Here is a 15,609-nt window from a genome sequence, read left to right as displayed (position 1 = left end):
TGAATTAAAATCCTGCCCGTAACCCAAATACAATGCTGCGCGGCAGCACTGTATTGTTGTTAATACCGCCCATTGGGGAAGTAGTAAATGAATTGGCACTCGACTCCGAACTCCAGTTGGTTTCATCATCGGGATTGATACCCCATTTCACTATGTCGCCGCCGAAAATAAACGGATTCAACACCTGTACATTCAACTGCAGGCTTTTCATTTTAGCCCGCCCTATCAGTTTGGCAGGTAAATCATATGTTAAGGAAATATTGCGAACTACAGCAAACGATCCGTCGTTATATTGCATGGCAGAAGATACATTGGTAATGCCCGTGGCACCCAATACCGGCAGAGGAAAGCGGCCACTCTGATTGTTCCAGCTCCACACATCGCTTTCATTTCTTCCAAATACACCCGGATAGCCGCCAAAATAGGTTTGCCCCACACGTGCATAAATAAACGAGCTTAAGCTAAGGCCTTTATACCGGAATGTATTGGTAATACCACCATACCATTTTGGGCGAGACGTACCTCTGATCACATAATCCGACTGGTCGATCTTGTAGTCATTATTCTGGTCAACTACTTTTACTGTACCAGGCTTGAAATCGAGGCCGCCGATCGTTTTGAACTGCGCCATTTCAGCCAGGTCTTTCGAATTACTGCCCCAGATGCCATCGCTTTGCAGTTGATAAAATACCTGCCAGGGCTGACCGATAAACCACTTTGAAGCCAGGATATCGTTCTTACCGTTTATCAGCTCTACGATCTCTTCTTTATTCCGGCTCCAGGTGAGTTCTGTACTCCAGCTGAAATCGCCCCTCTTGATATTAACGGTATTCAGGGTGATCTCAACCCCTTTGTTATTCGATTTGCCAATGTTCATGATCTTGGCCACATATCCCGAAACGCCGGGCAGCGTACGTTGAAATATCAGATCGGAAGTATTTTGCACATAATATTCAACAGAGCCGGAGATACGATTATCCAGCACCGTGAAATCAATGCCAATGTTTGTTTGCGCTGTTTTCTCCCATTTCAGGTCGGGATTTTGAACCGTCTGTGGTAAATAGCCAATAGCAGGGGTGGCGCCAAGCGCATAATTGTTACGGCTCAAGGGGCCCGAAGTGGTGTATGGTTTTACAGAAGAATTACCGGTTACGCCATAACCAATGCGGGGTTTCAACTCATTCAGCCAGGGAATATTGGCAAGAAATGCTTCTTCCTGCATTTTCCAGGCGAATGCAAGCGATGGGAAGAACGACCACTTATGCCCGGGCGCCAGTACCGACGAACCGTCGTAACGGCCAGAAACCGTTAACAGGTATTTGTTCATAAGGGAATAATTGATCCTTCCCATAAAGGAACTCAGCGTATTTTCAGTAAAGCCGGTGCCAATACCGGGATTGCCTTGAGCATTGGAACCAAGGTCATACCATTGGCTTAACGGGATCACCACACCGCCTACACTGGTGGCAGTGTTTTCGCGTCGTGATTTCTGGGCCGATTCCAGCAGGGTTATACCCAGCTTATGGTTATTGCCAAAAGACTTATCAATGTAAAGCAGGTTTTCAACCACCCAGGAGAAATTTTCATCCCGTTCGTAACTAGCTGTATTTGCCTTGGCGCTCAGGTGTGCTGTTGCGTTAGGCCCGGTCCATGCACCGTCCCTGTAATTCCGCACCTGCGCACCGAAGTTGATGCGGTATTTTAACCAGGGGGTGAACTTCACCTCTGCATTAAGGTTAGACAGGATGGAGGCGGTACGACGTTCATTGAGCGACTGGTCGATATCGATCAACGGGTTAAAATTTGTGAGGTTGCCCCCGGCATTCCTCACATATGCGCCGGCACTGTCTGTGATCATTGCCCAGGGGTACTGGCTTAAAGCCCTTCCATAAAGGTCCTTGGCGCCGGTATTGCCTGTATTGTCGGTGATACCATAATTTTGTTTCGACATGGAGCCGATCAATGAAACGCCCAATGAAAACCATTTCACCGGTGTTATATCGCCGTTCAGGTTTAAAGTAAAACGTTGATAATCCTGATCGCGCTGTACACCCAGTTGTTTGTTATAACCGAGCGACATATATAACCGGGTGGCATCAGTGCCGGAAGAAAGAGCGATCTGATGGCTTTGCGTTACCCCCGTGCGCTTTGCTGCGCCTTCCCAATCGTAGGTTGGAATTCTGGATGAATTATAATCCGGTACCAGATCGGGCCAGCCCATTTCTTTTTCAGCATCGGTAGTTGACCGCATTTTTACCGTACCATCGGCATTCCATTCGTACCCTTTCATGGTAGCCGCCAACAGTTCGGGGTAATTATTAGTGACCCCGGAAGCCGGAAAATTTGCTTTGTCCAAATTCGGATCGGGGTACCAGTACACCGGCGCTACATTGAGATCTGCAGGATTGCCAGCCTGATATCTTCTGCCATTCATTAGCGCGTACCGCAATTGATCAATATACTGGCCGGCATTCATCATGTCGGTCATCTGGTGATAACTATCGAGAGAAACCGTTGAATTAAAATTAAGCGACATCTTTCCTTTCGCTCCTCTCTTTGTAGTGATCAGTATAACGCCGTTCGCGCCGCGCGATCCATAAATGGCGGTTGCAGAAGCGTCTTTAAGGATCTCTACAGATGAAATATCATTCGGGTTGAGGTCACTTATAGAAAAAGACGTAACACCCAGGATATTTACAATAGGCATTCCATCTACCACATACAATGGCTCGTTGATTGCATACTGTGAGCGAACACCGCGAATGTTGATAGCAGGCACTTCACCGGGTTTCATATTGGTAGCCACGTTCATGCCAGCAGCTTTTCCCTGTAATGCCTGCGCCACATTCACCGCGGGTCTTTCGGTGATGGTTTCGGCAGTAACCCGCGATAAAGAACCGGTTACATCGCTTTTACGTTGGGTGCCATAACCTACCACCACCACATCGTCGAGTGTAGATTGCTTCAGTTGCAACGTAGCGGTTACCGATCCTTGTTTAACGATCTCTTCGGTGATCTTTATTTCTTTTGATTCATAACCTACAAATGAAATAACCAGCACATCGCCGGCCGAAACAGTCAGCTTAACAATACCATCAGCATTGGTGATGCCGGTGCCGCCCGATTGTTTGATAGATACAGAAGCCCCTGTGAGCGGGTTACCACCCCCATCGAGCAACTTTATAGTGATGGTTTCGGCTGGTTTATCGGTAACATTATTAGCAGGTAATTGAACTACAGGCGGAGATGCTTTTTCAAGTACGATGGTTTGATTTTCGATTGACCAGCTAAAAGGCTGGTTTCTGAATGCCAGTGACAGAAAATCGTTCAACGGCAGGTTGCTGGCCGTGATGTTTATTTTACGGGCATCCTTAATAGTTTTCTTTTGATAAAAAAATACATACCCGGTTTGTTTTTTTACAGCAGTAATAACTTCTTCAACCGTAGCATTGGCCGAAGTGTAGGTTACTGTTTGCGACAGAACGTTGGCAGAAGCAGTACAAAAGAGAGCAGTTAGCAAGATCAAAGTTAGTTTCATAACTAAGATGGTTTGGCGCACCAGCCGCAGTTTAGGCTGGCGCATAATGCCCCGGACACCGGCGTGCAGCCAGGGGCAGGCCAGCCGGGGGCAAGCAATAAATTTCATAACTTTGTTACAATGTTTGGTTAATAATCTGCCCGTAGGCAGGTGTGTTTGTCAACAAACAATTAGCCTGAACAGCACCGGGTTTCCGACGCCAATCTGGACCCGGTTTTTTATTTCAGGTAACTGTTACTTCGTTACTATCAATTGTTTTCCTTCTATTCTATACTTTACATTTATTTTTTGCAATATTTTCATTACCTGCGAAAGCGTTAGGTTTCGTTGCAACTCGCCCATCACTTCCTCTGGTTCCGGCTCGGCTTCATAAACAATATCCAGATCGTACCAACGGCCTATTTCGCGCATCACCGCTTTTATATTATAGCCATTAAAATTGAATAACCCGTTCTTCCAGGCCATTACCTGATCAAGGTTGGGTGAATGGTCAATGGTGAGTGGTGAATGGTGAGTGTTGAGTGGTGAGTACGCCGCTATTGCAGCCTGCTCACCAGGCTTTAAGACAACTGCACGTTCAGCCTCCATTGCCGATTGCCGATTGACGATTGCCGGTGTCACCACCTTCACCGCCCCCTCCAGCAACGTAGTCTTGATAGCAGGTTCATCATCATATGCATTAATATTAAAGTGGGTGCCTAGTACTTTTACCTCGCCTCCCTGGGGAACTGTAACTACAAATGGCATTTGGGCATTCTTCACCACTTCGAAATATGCTTCTCCTTTGATCTCTACTCTTCTTTCATCACCTATGAATTGGATGGGATATTTTATAGAGCTGGCCGCGTTTAGCCAAACTTTGGTACCATCGGGCAATACCAGTTGAAACTGCCGGCCCCTGGGCGTATGCATGGTATTATATATACTGTTGCCGGCGGTTTCGCCGTTTTGATCGTAAGTAAGCGCTCCGCTGCTCAAAACGACTTTTGCGCCATTTTGGGTGGCAACGATACCGTTACCTAAACTATCGAGCACCAGCTGGCGGCCATCGGCCAGCGTAAGTATGGCGCCTTCACGGCCCGGTTCAACATCGGTGCGCGGTTGTTTACTGGTAGCAGCAACCGTTGTTTCTTTTTTGGCTTCAGTCTTCCAGAAGTATGCAATAATGCCTGCTGTTAAAACAATAGCCGCGGCATATCGAAGCCAGGGATTGAGTAAAAGATGTACCCTTCCCACCGGTTTTTCTGTTATATAGTTTTCCTTAATGCGTTCATACAGGTACTCCCGTGTTTCTTCGGCAGCTACCGGTTGCACCTGCACAAGTGAATCATGCAGGTGCGGTTGTTCCGCCTCCATGCTATGCAAAAGCTGCTCAAAAGCCGCCCGTTGCTCCGCATTCATTTTACCATTCCGGTAATCGTCGAGTAACTGTTTAAAATTCATTGAAAGTGGTATATACCCTTGTAGACACAGAACAAAGACGGGTGTGGGGTGTGCCTGAAAAAAAATTATGTAAGCAGGGTAAGAACGGCCATCAACCCAACCAGGCCATATTCTTCGAGCAGGAAAGAACGGATGTTATGCAGCGCTTTGCTGAGGTGTTCGCGGCTAACGTCTATTGAAATGCCCAGCTGCCGGGCAATTTCTTTATGCGAAAAACCTTCTACCCGGCTTAACCGGTATACTTCCTGTTGCCGGGCACTCAATTTGCCAATGGCCTGTTTTAACAGGTTTTCCAGTTCGCGGTACTCCAGTGTTTTTTGCGGATCGGCATTTTCCGTATCCTGTGGCTGCCAGCCGGGGGGATATAATTTTCGAAGTTCGTTGATAAGGAGGTTGCGGGTAACGGTAATGATCCAGCTTTCAAAATGCCTGATGTTTGGTAATTCATTCCGGTGTTGCCATACCCGGCCAAATACTTCCTGCACCATATCCTGCGCCCTGAACACATCGGGCATATAGTGCAACGACATGGCATACACTTTTGCAAAATACTGCTGATACAGGGCATGAAATGCTTTTTCATTACTCTGTGCTATCTGCACAAGCAGTTGTTGCTCATCATATGGCATTGCTAGGCTCAAAGCTTTAGGCTGAACACCTGCAAACTATAACAATTTAAATATGCAGCATCCTGCTTTGTCCTGCTGTTTAATTACGCAAGCAATTCTTTTATCCTTTTTGGGTCGCCAACAATGAACAGGTTATCGTTTGCCTCCAGCACCGTATCCGACTCCGGATTTAAGATGCGGTCGTTTTTCCGTTCTATACCAACTACCAGCGCATTGGCCTGCTCACGCAAACCCGAATGCCTAATGGTTTTCCCTTTCAGAATATTTGTTTCAGAGATATAGTAATTATACAAGGCCACATCGCCTATGCCCTGCGAATCCAGCTCAGGTTCCGCCCGTATCAATACTGATAACCGCTGTATCTGATGATCGGTGCCCAGCACCAATAACACATCGTTGGGGTAAACAATTTGTTCCCGGCCGGGTACTGCAATTTGATGATCGTCGCGTTTTATCATTACGACATTTACGCCAATCATTTCCCGCCATTTCAGTTCATTCAGGGTTTTGCCAACACAGGCGGCCCTGGCGGGTACCGTTACCGGAACTATATGCGCATCCCAGGGCGCCAACTCTGTTCGGTTCAACCTTGAATGTTCTGTTTCGCGCTCATTCAGGTTCGAAACAAAACGGCGTTCCAGCTTTCCGTACAAAGCCTGGATCTTTTTTGAAAAAGCAATAAGTAAGAAAAGCGTTACCCCGGTAAATACAATACCGGTGTACAAATTGAAAAAACGGTGTAACAAAAAGCCCACAAAAAAAGCAACCAGCGCCAGTCTTATCAATTGCACCACGAAAAAAATGCGTCTGAAATGCAGGTCTTCTTTCATGGTCTTATAAGCTCCTGCCGGCGTTCTGATAGCCAGCGCCCACAGGAACGGACTTAAGATCAACAGGGTTAACAAACAAGCGCCTGCTTTCAACAGAAGTGAATTGCCATTCTTATTTATCCAGGGTTCAACATATTGCGAAGAGAATACAATGATGGCGATAATGATAATGCTCATGAGCACACCGTTGATAACCGTTGACCGAATGAACTTTCGCCACTCACTGGTATGAGTAACAGTCTTTGTTTCGGTACTGTATTTATTTATACGGCGTATAACACCTGCCGGTATCACCTTTTCTAACCAATGATATAATGGCCCCGATAATTTAATAAGATAGGGTGTAGTGAACGTTGTAATAGCCGAAGCTCCCACCGCCACAGGAAAAAGAAAAGCAGAAGTAACACCTAACGACAAACCCAGGGTGGCAACTATAAATGCAAATTCACCAATTTGCGCCATACTCATACCCACCTGTATAGATTGCTTTAATGGTTGTCCGGAAATAACCGCGCCAAGGGTGGTGCTGAACAATTTACCAAACAGGGTAAGTAAGGTAACAAATAAAACAGGCGTTGCATAAGTAACCATGTTTGCCGGATCTATCATCATACCCACCGAAGTAAAAAAGATAGCGCCAAACAGGTCTTTCACCGGTTTTAATAAATGCTCTATCTTTTCGGCCGATGTTGTTTCTGCAATTATAGAACCCATTACAAAGGCGCCCAGTTCTGCCGAAAAACCAACTACGGTTGCCAGCACCACCATTCCCAAACAAAGCGCCAATGAAAGTATTAGCAGAATTTCATCGGTCATAATGCGCTGCGCTTTTTTCAGCAAAGTGGGCAGCACAAAAATGCCGCTGGTAAACCACAACACTAAAAAGAACATAAGCTCGAGTATAGTGAGTAACATTTCTGCACCCTGAAATACCCGCGTTACGGCAACGGTTGAAAGTAATACCATCAACAGAATGACCACAATATCTTCCACGATCAGCACGCCAAATACAATACCGGCAAAGGCCTTTGTTTTTAAGCCCAGCTCATCAAATGCACGTAATATGATGGTAGTTGATGAACTGGCCAGCATACCGCCCAGGAACAGACTGTCCATGGTGCTCCAGCCCATTAGCTGCCCTAAAAAGAAACCGGCCACAGTAATAAAAACAATTTCTACCAGCGCCGTTATGGAAGCGGAACCTCCTACCCTGATCAACTTTTTAAAACTGAACTCGAGGCCCAAACTGAACAATAAAAAGATAACGCCTATTTCGGCCAGCGTTTCAATGTTCTCTTTATCAACAACGGTAGGAATAAAATTAAAATAAGGCCCTACCAAAAAACCGGCAATAATGTACCCTAAAACAAGCGGTTGTTTAAGCCGCTTGAATATCAGGGTACTGATTGCTGCCGCGCCCAGTATCAGGGCCAGGTCAGAAATAAGATCGGGTAAGTGTCCCATAGTGGAGTGCTTTAAAAAATGATCACCTTAGTTACCGTTCCTTGCCTTTTCAATTTTATCGCGCAATTCGTGGGCCTCTTTTTCAAGTTCCTGCATCTGGTAAATATTGTGTACGAGGTAATCGTACAGGGTGATAAATTTATCGGTATCGCCTTTTTTAAAACTTATTTCAAGGCCGATACGGGTAGTAAGATTTTCCTTTTTTTGCCCCTTGCCTTCGGGTATAAATGATCTTGTTTCATTAAGCACCAGCACATTCTTTACCGCATCCAATGGATATACAGTAAATGAAAATGCTTCTTCTTTATGCTCAATCAATAACAGCTTTTTGTTCCTTTCATCCATAATAACTGTTTGATGGGTAAGCTGCTTGCGGAAATAATTGGTGATACCGGTTTGCCGCGTAGCTTCTGCAACAAAGGCGTTGATCTTTTTCTGTACCTTCTTTTTACGCTGTTTGGCTGCGTTATTCAGTATAATAATAACAATCACTATAGGCACTAATAACAATAGTGCTATTCCAATATCGGTCATATTGTATAGAGTTTAGGTAATAGAATGACATTAATGACCGTGGCGGTCATTAAAAAACATTGTTCTGTTCATTTATGTGAACAGTTATTACCAGAAATAGTGATTGGGAAATAAGAGTAACCGTACAAGAGGGGTCCAGTGTGAAATAGCGGCATCATTGATACGTTTATGAAGATCACCGGCCATATTATCACTCAGATGGTCCAGCGAAAGCAATCCTTCATTATCGCGATGCTCGCGTGCATTGAAAACAATGCAATTAAATTGTATGGAGCGAACAACTTCCGCAGCCTGATCTTGCAACAGATCATTGGCATACAAACAGGCCGCTTTTTTATTATGAGATACTTCCTTAGCCGGCAAAGCCACCTCTGCCGAAGCTGTAAAGCCTGTGGCAAATTGAAGGAATAATAAACATATAATCAAGAGGTATCTCACGCCGCAAATTTAACCCAATATGCCGGCAAAAAAAAGCGTGTAAGCACTTATAATTCATTAACGAAACTTTAAGAAGCTCCTTAAAAACAGCTTAAATTCCGTCCTTTACTTTTTCAGCATCACCGGGTAAATAGTGCTCCCGCGTGTGTACGGTATCGGTTTTTCGTGGCCGGTTCATTCTCATTTGAAAAACATCCACCACCAACGCAAAAGCCATTGAGAAATAAATGTATCCTTTAGGAATATGTAAACCCAGGCCTTCGCCAATAAGCGCAAAACCGATGAGTAATAAAAAGCTTAGGGCAAGCATTTTAAAGGCGGGATGTTTATTTACGAATTTGCTTACCGGTTCGGCAGCAAATAACATAATACCTACACTTACAACCACTGCTACATACATTACCCAGGCTTGTTCAACCATACCCACTGCAGTTATTATACTATCAACCGAAAACACCAGATCGAGCACCAGTATTTGACCAATGGCGCTGTTAAAACCGGTTACTTTTATTTCTTTCGATTTATCGCCTTCTTCCCCTTCCATCTTATGGTAAATTTCAGCGGCGCTTTTATAAAGGAGAAACAAACCACCACAAATGAGAATGAGGTCTTTGGTAGAAATACCATTATTAAATATGGTGAACAGATCGCCCTGTAATTTAAGTACCCATGAAATAGCAGTTAATAATAACAGGCGCATTACCATGGCAAGTAATAACCCTACCCTTCTGCCTTTCTTTTGCTGATCTACCGGCAGCCTGGCCGTAACTATTGAAATAAAGATGATATTATCAATACCCAATACAACTTCCAGTAAAATAAGGGTAAGCAATGCTACTATAACTTCCATAATTGGTAGATTGTCTCAAATTTAGTTCAATATATCAGTGATACAGATTAAAAAGCGATAAGTATTTAACAGAGCATTAAACAATCTATTTGCAGGAACAGCCGTTATTTTGTAAGTTTGGTAACATGACAGGTTCTATTTTACATACACAGTTAACGCGTTTGGTCAGGTATATTATACTTGATATAAGCAATTCTGTGACCTGGTCATTCCCTGAGTTCGTACCATTTTGCCCACGCTTATATTACTTCTCTTCTTTTAAAGACTTTAAAAATTTAGCCCAAGCCGCTTAGGGGCTAGTGGCCAGTAGGAGATGGCTAGTAGGGCTTTTACTCGGAACTAATAAATAATCGCCTGTTTCACTTATTCTAAATGCAGGTTATTGTTTTTCATCCCACTCGCCATTTACCACTTACTACTCGCCTTTTAAAGGGTTTGGGAAATAAGTTTTATTAATTATTATAGTTCACCTATAAAATTGAGTTATGCGCAGAAAACAGGAACGTTTTTCTGCCGGGATCTCTTTTGTAGTAGTGCTGGTACTTGTTAGTGCTATTGCATTGGAACAGGGCCTGGTCAGTAACGCAAAATGGTATCATATTTTGTGGTTGACCGTTCCATTATTGGGATTATGCCTGTATACCTGGCGGAAGAAAATGTTATAATATAAAAACGCCGTGGGATCACTTATTCCGCGGCGTTATATCTTTCAAGGTCGGCGGGCCAAAACCATCTTTCATATATTCTATCGTTCAGCATTAACTGATACACATTCGTTTTACGTTTTTCGTGGTAAAACCGCATCATAATGTACCCTATCCTTTGTTTTTTTACATGCGCTGCTGTCTTTACTCTCTGCCCCATTTTAAATTCATACGGGTGCCTGTCTGATCCATAAAACAGCTCACCTGCCCTTACACATGCCTCTTCGCCGGAGTTTTTTATAAGCACCTGCATTACAGTGAAAAATAACGATCGCTTATAAAAATAAAACAAAGAAGAAGAAATTGTTTTCCTGTACACTTCTTCATCATAATTATAGCTTCGGTAACGAAAAGTAAAATTAAAACCAGACCGATCTTCCGTAGACCATAAAATAACGATAGTACCATAGTTATTAGGAAATAAATACTGGTGCTCTTTACCCAACGGCCCGGTAATTGAGTCCAATAATTCATTGTAAAATTTAATAAGCCTGGTTAAAGGAATTGAATGATGCTGAGTCCAGGTAAACTTTTCACCCAGTCCGAAGTTCAACTCGCAACAGCAATGGATCTTTGACTTTGCATTCCAGGAAATATTGGGGTCACTTATCTTATTATCTTTTTTTGTGATCAGGCGTATATGTTCGAACATGCGCCAATATAATCTAAAGTTTAAGAAATTCCTATCGTGCAAGATATTACGGCGGTATAGTTTCCATTATCCCGGCTTTTATTATTTTTATGGTCAACACCCGATATGCAGCAATTTATACAATACGTTTACCTGATCTTAATTATTCTGGCGCTTGTAATGCTGGCCAACCGGCTCCGCCTTGCCTACCCCATAGTACTGGTGTTGGGCGGACTGGCGCTTAGTTTTACCTCAGCTTTTTCACATGTGACCATTGAACCGGAATCAGTGTTCTTTATATTTCTGCCGCCACTGCTGTATGAAGCAGCCTGGCAAACTTCCTGGAAAGAATTTTATAAATGGCGGCGGGTGATCATGAGTTTCGCCTTTCCCATTGTTATTCTTACCTCATGCGTGATCGCCTTTGTATCATATGCCTGTATACCAGGTTTTACTTTGGCGCTGGGTTTTCTGTTGGGCGGTATTATTTCACCACCCGACGCCATTTCTGCCACCACCATAATGCGGAACGTTAAGGTACCCAAGGCCATGGTAAGCATTATTGAAGGCGAAAGCCTGCTCAACGATGCCTCATCGCTTATTGTGTTTCGCTTTGCCATGGCGGCTGTTATCACCGGGCAATTCCATTTTGGTGAGGCCGTGGGCAATTTCTTCCTGGTGATTGTTATGGGTACCGCGATCGGGCTGGCATTTGGTTATGTATTTTACCTTATTAACCGCTGGCTGCCTACTACGGCGAGCATAGAGATCGTACTTACCCTGGTAGCGCCCTATTGTATGTATTATTTTGCGGAGCATTTTCACTTCTCCGGCGTACTGGCCGTTGTAAGCGGTGGTTTGTTCCTGAGCAGCAAACGGCAAAAGATGTTCACCTATCGCAGCCGTATTGAAAGCGGAAATGTTTGGGCTAACCTTACGTTTGTTTTGAACGGTGTTGTATTCCTGCTCATCGGTCTTCAGTTGCCTGCAATAACCAGCCAAATGGGCGATATAAGTTTAAGCAGCGCCATTGGCTATGGACTTATCATTTCACTAGCGCTTATTATTACCCGCATATTATGCGCTTTGGGCGCTTCTGTGTTCACGCGTTTTATGAGCCGTTTTATTACTGTTGCAGATGCCAGTCCCGGCTGGCGCAACCCTTTTATAATTGGCTGGGCCGGTATGCGTGGGGTGGTTTCACTGGCCGCAGCGCTTTCCATTCCCCTGATGGCAACTGATAACCAGGCTTTTCCTTATCGCAACCTCATTCTCTTTATTACATTTATCGTTATCCTCATTACGCTGGTATTTCAGGGCCTTACCCTGCCATGGATCATTCGCAAATTAAAACCGGTAATGCGGCAGGATGTTATCCCCGATCACGAACAGGAAATGATCCTTCAAAAAAAGATCGCTCTTACCTCTATTCAATACCTGGAACAAAAACTTCAAACAGACGGACATTTGAGCGATCATTTGCGGAACCTGCAGGACAGGCTGAAAATAGAAATGCAATTCTTCACCAAACTATTAACGGAAAAAGATTTCACCATTCAAAACCCCGTAAAAGATTTTCAGCATGTTTACCTGGAGATGCTGGAGCAACAACGTAAAACGCTACAGGCTATCAATCATAAAACCGAGTTCGATGAGGACCTTATCAGAAAATATCTTACGTTGATAGATATGGAGGAGTTTAAGGTTAGAGAAAAACTGAACGAAGAAGGTTAACTAGTCACCTTTTTATATGGATATATTCCCTTAATGAATTTATTCAAATAAAAACCTTTCGCTGTGGACGCCTTCATGGCCTCGTATATTTTGAGTGGAACATGCAGATAATCATATATTTCCCCTGAGGTATAGGTGATCCGCAAGGTGGCTGAGGCAGGGTAATAATCCATATGGGCTACCACGGAAGATGGCATATTTTCATGCGCAAAAAAACTATGCCCGGTCATGGCATAAAAATTATGCGTTTGCTGTATGGCAACTATTACCCACAGGAAAAAGCGCACTGCTTCCTCAGCGCGCAAACGAAAATCAAATGCCCGCATTGCCAACTTAAAAAAGCTGGGTGTGCAGGCAAAGCTACCGTCAACCGTTTCGCCCATGCTGGCTACTCTTGTTGACCAGCCTTTCGATGCCGAGAACTGGTTGTTTGAAGTAAAATGGGACGGCTACCGGGCCATTGCCATTTGTGATAAACGTAAAGTGTCGCTTATTTCGCGCAACAATAAATCGTTCAACGAAAAATTCTATCCTATTACCGCTGCGCTGCAGCAACTGAAACTACATGCAGTGCTCGATGGTGAGATCATTATTTCAAATAAAGAAGGCGTTAGCAGCTTTGGCGATCTACAGAACTGGCGCAGCGAAGCCGATGGCGAACTGTTGTATTATGTATTTGATCTGTTATGGCTTAATGGCCGTCAGTTATACGAAGTGCCGCTTGCCCTACGCCGCGAATTATTGAAAGAAATACTCCCGGCCAGCCCGGTAGTTCAACTTAGCCAAACCTTCAACGCACCCGGCACCTCTTTTTACCAGGTGGCCAGGGAAATGAATATGGAAGGCATTCTTGCCAAAAAAGCCGATAGCCTGTATTTACCGGGCGTTCGCACAAAAGACTGGCTGAAGATAAAGATTGCCAAACGGCAGGAAGTGGTCATTGGTGGATACACATTGAATGAAGGTTCTACTAAATTATTCAGTTCCCTGCTGGTAGGCGTATTCGAAAATGGCCAACTCCATTACACTGGTAAAATAGGCACCGGCTTTACCGATAAAGTACAACGCGACATGATGCAACAGTTTAAACAGCTGGTGCAAAAAACCTGTCCGTTTGAAAACGAACCAGATTATAACAAACCATCGCGGTTCCGCCCAAACCCGCCCAAAGCGACAGCCACCTGGCTAAAGCCCCAACTGGTTTGCGAAGTATCATTTGCCGAGATCACCAGCGACGGCGTAATGCGCCACCCTTCGTTTGAAGGTATGCGTATTGATAAAAAAGCAAAGGATGTAAAAGCCGACAAAGCAAAACCTACAAAGAAAGTAATTAAAGAATCTATTCTGCACAAAGAAAAAATAATTACCCGCCGCCAACCGGGCGAACGTAAAACATTATTAAATCCCGGCGAAAAACAACAGGAACGTTCCATTAACGGGTATACGCTCAAATTCACCAACCTTAATAAAATATACTGGCCCAAAGACAAGATCACCAAACGCGATATGCTCAACTATTACTACCAGGTAGCGCCGGTGATATTACCGTATTTAAAAGACAGACCGCAATCGCTGAACCGCTACCCAAATGGCATTACAGGTGAAAGCTTTTATCAGAAGAATGTAATGGGTAAAATACCGGAGTGGATAGATACCTTTCCCTATACCAGTGAGGGTATAAAGAAAAGTTTTATGGTACCCACGCGTGAAGCAGATGTGCTGTACATGGCTTCGCTGGGTTGTATTGAAATGAACCCCTGGAGCAGCACCGTGAAAAAACCCGATAACCCCGACTGGTGCGCTATTGACCTTGACCCCGATACCAACACCTTTGAACAGGTGATAAAAACAGCGCAGGTAACGCATGAGGTATTGGACAGCGCAGGCATTGCCAACTATTGTAAAACTTCCGGCTCAACCGGTATTCATATTTATATTCCCTTAGGTGCAAAGTATCTGTATGAAGACTCCCGCGAATTCGGAAGACTAATAGCCACCATTATTCATGAACAAATACCGCGCTTCACAAGTATAGAACGCGCCACTGCCGATAGAAAAGGAAAGATCTATATCGACTTCTTACAAAACCGGCCGCAGGCCACACTGGCCTGCGCCTATTCATTACGGCCCAAACCCGGCGCCACCGTATCAATGCCCTTACATTGGGAAGAAGTGAAGAAAGGACTGAAGATGAAAGATTTTAATATTCGTAATGCTGTGGGCAGAATAAAGGAAGAGGGAGATATCTTTAAGCCGGTGCTGGATAAGGGTATTAATATGAAGAAGGCTATTGCATCTTTAGAGAGGTTGTTCAGATAGTTGACGAGTTAAATCCACACCAATCTGTGCAAAAAGAAGAAGAAACCATTCAAAAAGAAGCCGCGTTCATTGAAAAAACGCATATTTTTTTTTACAAAATCGGTGCTGTTTTTTTCAAGACCAAAACAGATAATTACAAAACCGGAATGAGTTTTATCAAAAGGAGAATTCGGAATAACAAAACGAGAATTGGTTTTGATAAAAGTAGAATTGGTTTTATAAAAACTTCTGTGTGTCATTGAACTAAATTGTTCAACAATGCAAAAACTATCGCATTCTGTTGAACGACCTGATAAAGTTTTTTCATGAAATAGTCTTTTGGTTGCAAAACCAATTCGTGTTTTGATAAAACAACTTCTGGTTTTGATGAAACATCTTCTTCTTTTGCAATTATTTTTAATGCAAAGGCCTGTAAATCAGCAACAGAAACTGGAGCAAAGATCAATAATTTAACCTCTTAGCCCAATAAATGAACCTTTACCCAGGGCCTATAAA

General features: G+C 43.9%; 13 protein-coding genes. 3 read left to right on the top strand and 10 right to left on the bottom strand.

Features of this window, described 5'->3' with window-relative positions; genetic code table 11:
• Positions 1 to 4 precede the first annotated feature (4 nt).
• The 7 genes from GGD38_RS30630 to GGD38_RS30600 form a co-directional block, all read right to left on the bottom strand.
• Positions 5 to 3,646, bottom strand: coding sequence for a SusC/RagA family TonB-linked outer membrane protein (locus GGD38_RS30630; RefSeq protein ID WP_375303437.1), 3,642 nt, complete (start codon positions 3,644 to 3,646; stop codon positions 5 to 7).
• 126 nt (positions 3,647 to 3,772) lie between these two features.
• The gene (locus GGD38_RS30625; RefSeq protein WP_375303438.1) at positions 3,773 to 4,981 is read right to left on the bottom strand and encodes a FecR family protein; all 1,209 of its coding nucleotides are present in this window, start codon (positions 4,979 to 4,981) and stop codon (positions 3,773 to 3,775) included.
• Between the two features lie 65 nt (positions 4,982 to 5,046).
• Positions 5,047 to 5,622 (bottom strand): RNA polymerase sigma factor, encoded by a 576-nt coding sequence (locus GGD38_RS30620; protein ID WP_375303439.1) that lies wholly within the window; start codon positions 5,620 to 5,622, stop codon positions 5,047 to 5,049.
• Positions 5,623 to 5,693: 71 nt separating this feature from the next.
• The gene (locus GGD38_RS30615) at positions 5,694 to 7,904 is read right to left on the bottom strand and encodes a cation:proton antiporter (RefSeq protein WP_375303440.1); all 2,211 of its coding nucleotides are present in this window, start codon (positions 7,902 to 7,904) and stop codon (positions 5,694 to 5,696) included.
• Between the two features lie 27 nt (positions 7,905 to 7,931).
• The gene (locus tag GGD38_RS30610) at positions 7,932 to 8,438 is read right to left on the bottom strand and encodes a hypothetical protein (RefSeq protein ID WP_375303441.1); all 507 of its coding nucleotides are present in this window, start codon (positions 8,436 to 8,438) and stop codon (positions 7,932 to 7,934) included.
• Positions 8,439 to 8,525: 87 nt separating this feature from the next.
• Positions 8,526 to 8,876, bottom strand: coding sequence for a hypothetical protein (locus GGD38_RS30605; protein WP_375303442.1), 351 nt, complete (start codon positions 8,874 to 8,876; stop codon positions 8,526 to 8,528).
• A 91-nt stretch (positions 8,877 to 8,967) separates the two neighbouring features.
• On the bottom strand, positions 8,968 to 9,726 hold the full coding sequence (locus tag GGD38_RS30600) for a TerC family protein (protein WP_375303443.1): 759 nt from the start codon (positions 9,724 to 9,726) through the stop codon (positions 8,968 to 8,970).
• Between the two features lie 485 nt (positions 9,727 to 10,211).
• Here GGD38_RS30600 and GGD38_RS30595 point away from each other — a divergent pair, with 485 nt between their 5' ends.
• Positions 10,212 to 10,391, top strand: coding sequence for a hypothetical protein (locus GGD38_RS30595; RefSeq protein WP_375303444.1), 180 nt, complete (start codon positions 10,212 to 10,214; stop codon positions 10,389 to 10,391).
• Between the two features lie 22 nt (positions 10,392 to 10,413).
• Here the strand turns inward: GGD38_RS30595 and GGD38_RS30590 are convergent, their stop codons facing one another.
• Entirely contained in the window at positions 10,414 to 11,082 is a 669-nt protein-coding gene (locus GGD38_RS30590; RefSeq protein ID WP_375303445.1) for a hypothetical protein, read from the bottom strand.
• A 105-nt stretch (positions 11,083 to 11,187) separates the two neighbouring features.
• Between GGD38_RS30590 and GGD38_RS30585 the strand changes: the two genes are divergently transcribed.
• Positions 11,188 to 12,795: a Na+/H+ antiporter gene (locus GGD38_RS30585; RefSeq protein WP_375303446.1), complete on the top strand. Its 1,608-nt coding sequence runs from the start codon at positions 11,188 to 11,190 to the stop codon at positions 12,793 to 12,795.
• Here GGD38_RS30585 and GGD38_RS30580 read toward each other — a convergent pair.
• Positions 12,792 to 12,992 carry a KTSC domain-containing protein gene (locus GGD38_RS30580; protein ID WP_375303927.1) on the bottom strand — a complete coding sequence of 67 codons (201 nt, stop codon included), beginning with the start codon at positions 12,990 to 12,992 and terminating at the stop codon, positions 12,792 to 12,794. The two genes, GGD38_RS30585 and GGD38_RS30580, sit on opposite strands and share 4 nt — an antisense overlap.
• 58 nt (positions 12,993 to 13,050) lie before the next feature.
• On the opposite strand from GGD38_RS30580, the gene ligD reads away from it, so the two are divergent.
• Positions 13,051 to 15,114, top strand: coding sequence for a DNA ligase D (gene ligD / locus GGD38_RS30575; protein WP_375303448.1), 2,064 nt, complete (start codon positions 13,051 to 13,053; stop codon positions 15,112 to 15,114).
• A gap of 235 nt (positions 15,115 to 15,349) precedes the next feature.
• Here ligD and GGD38_RS30570 read toward each other — a convergent pair whose 3' ends face one another.
• On the bottom strand, positions 15,350 to 15,559 hold the full coding sequence (locus GGD38_RS30570) for a hypothetical protein (RefSeq protein ID WP_375303450.1): 210 nt from the start codon (positions 15,557 to 15,559) through the stop codon (positions 15,350 to 15,352).
• Positions 15,560 to 15,609: the final 50 nt, after the last annotated feature.

The sequence above is a fragment of the Niastella sp. OAS944 genome, assembly GCA_024809215.1.
Classification (GTDB): Bacteria; Bacteroidota; Bacteroidia; order Chitinophagales; family Chitinophagaceae; genus Niastella.
The sequence above is the reverse complement of the archived record's forward strand: the minus strand, read 5'-3'. Positions and strand labels throughout refer to the sequence as shown.

Coding starts and splice junctions, on each gene's coding strand:
- GGD38_RS30630 (WP_375303437.1), bottom strand. CDS start 3,646: ATGAAATTTATTGCTTGCCCCCGGCTGGCCTGCCCCTGGCTGCACGCC.
- GGD38_RS30625 (WP_375303438.1), bottom strand. CDS start 4,981: ATGAATTTTAAACAGTTACTCGACGATTACCGGAATGGTAAAATGAAT.
- GGD38_RS30615 (WP_375303440.1), bottom strand. CDS start 7,904: ATGGGACACTTACCCGATCTTATTTCTGACCTGGCCCTGATACTGGGC.
- GGD38_RS30610 (WP_375303441.1), bottom strand. CDS start 8,438: ATGACCGATATTGGAATAGCACTATTGTTATTAGTGCCTATAGTGATT.
- GGD38_RS30600 (WP_375303443.1), bottom strand. CDS start 9,726: ATGGAAGTTATAGTAGCATTGCTTACCCTTATTTTACTGGAAGTTGTA.
- GGD38_RS30595 (WP_375303444.1), top strand. CDS start 10,212: ATGCGCAGAAAACAGGAACGTTTTTCTGCCGGGATCTCTTTTGTAGTA.
- GGD38_RS30590 (WP_375303445.1), bottom strand. CDS start 11,082: ATGTTCGAACATATACGCCTGATCACAAAAAAAGATAATAAGATAAGT.
- GGD38_RS30585 (WP_375303446.1), top strand. CDS start 11,188: ATGCAGCAATTTATACAATACGTTTACCTGATCTTAATTATTCTGGCG.
- GGD38_RS30580 (WP_375303927.1), bottom strand. CDS start 12,992: ATGCCATCTTCCGTGGTAGCCCATATGGATTATTACCCTGCCTCAGCC.
- ligD (WP_375303448.1), top strand. CDS start 13,051: ATGGCAACTATTACCCACAGGAAAAAGCGCACTGCTTCCTCAGCGCGC.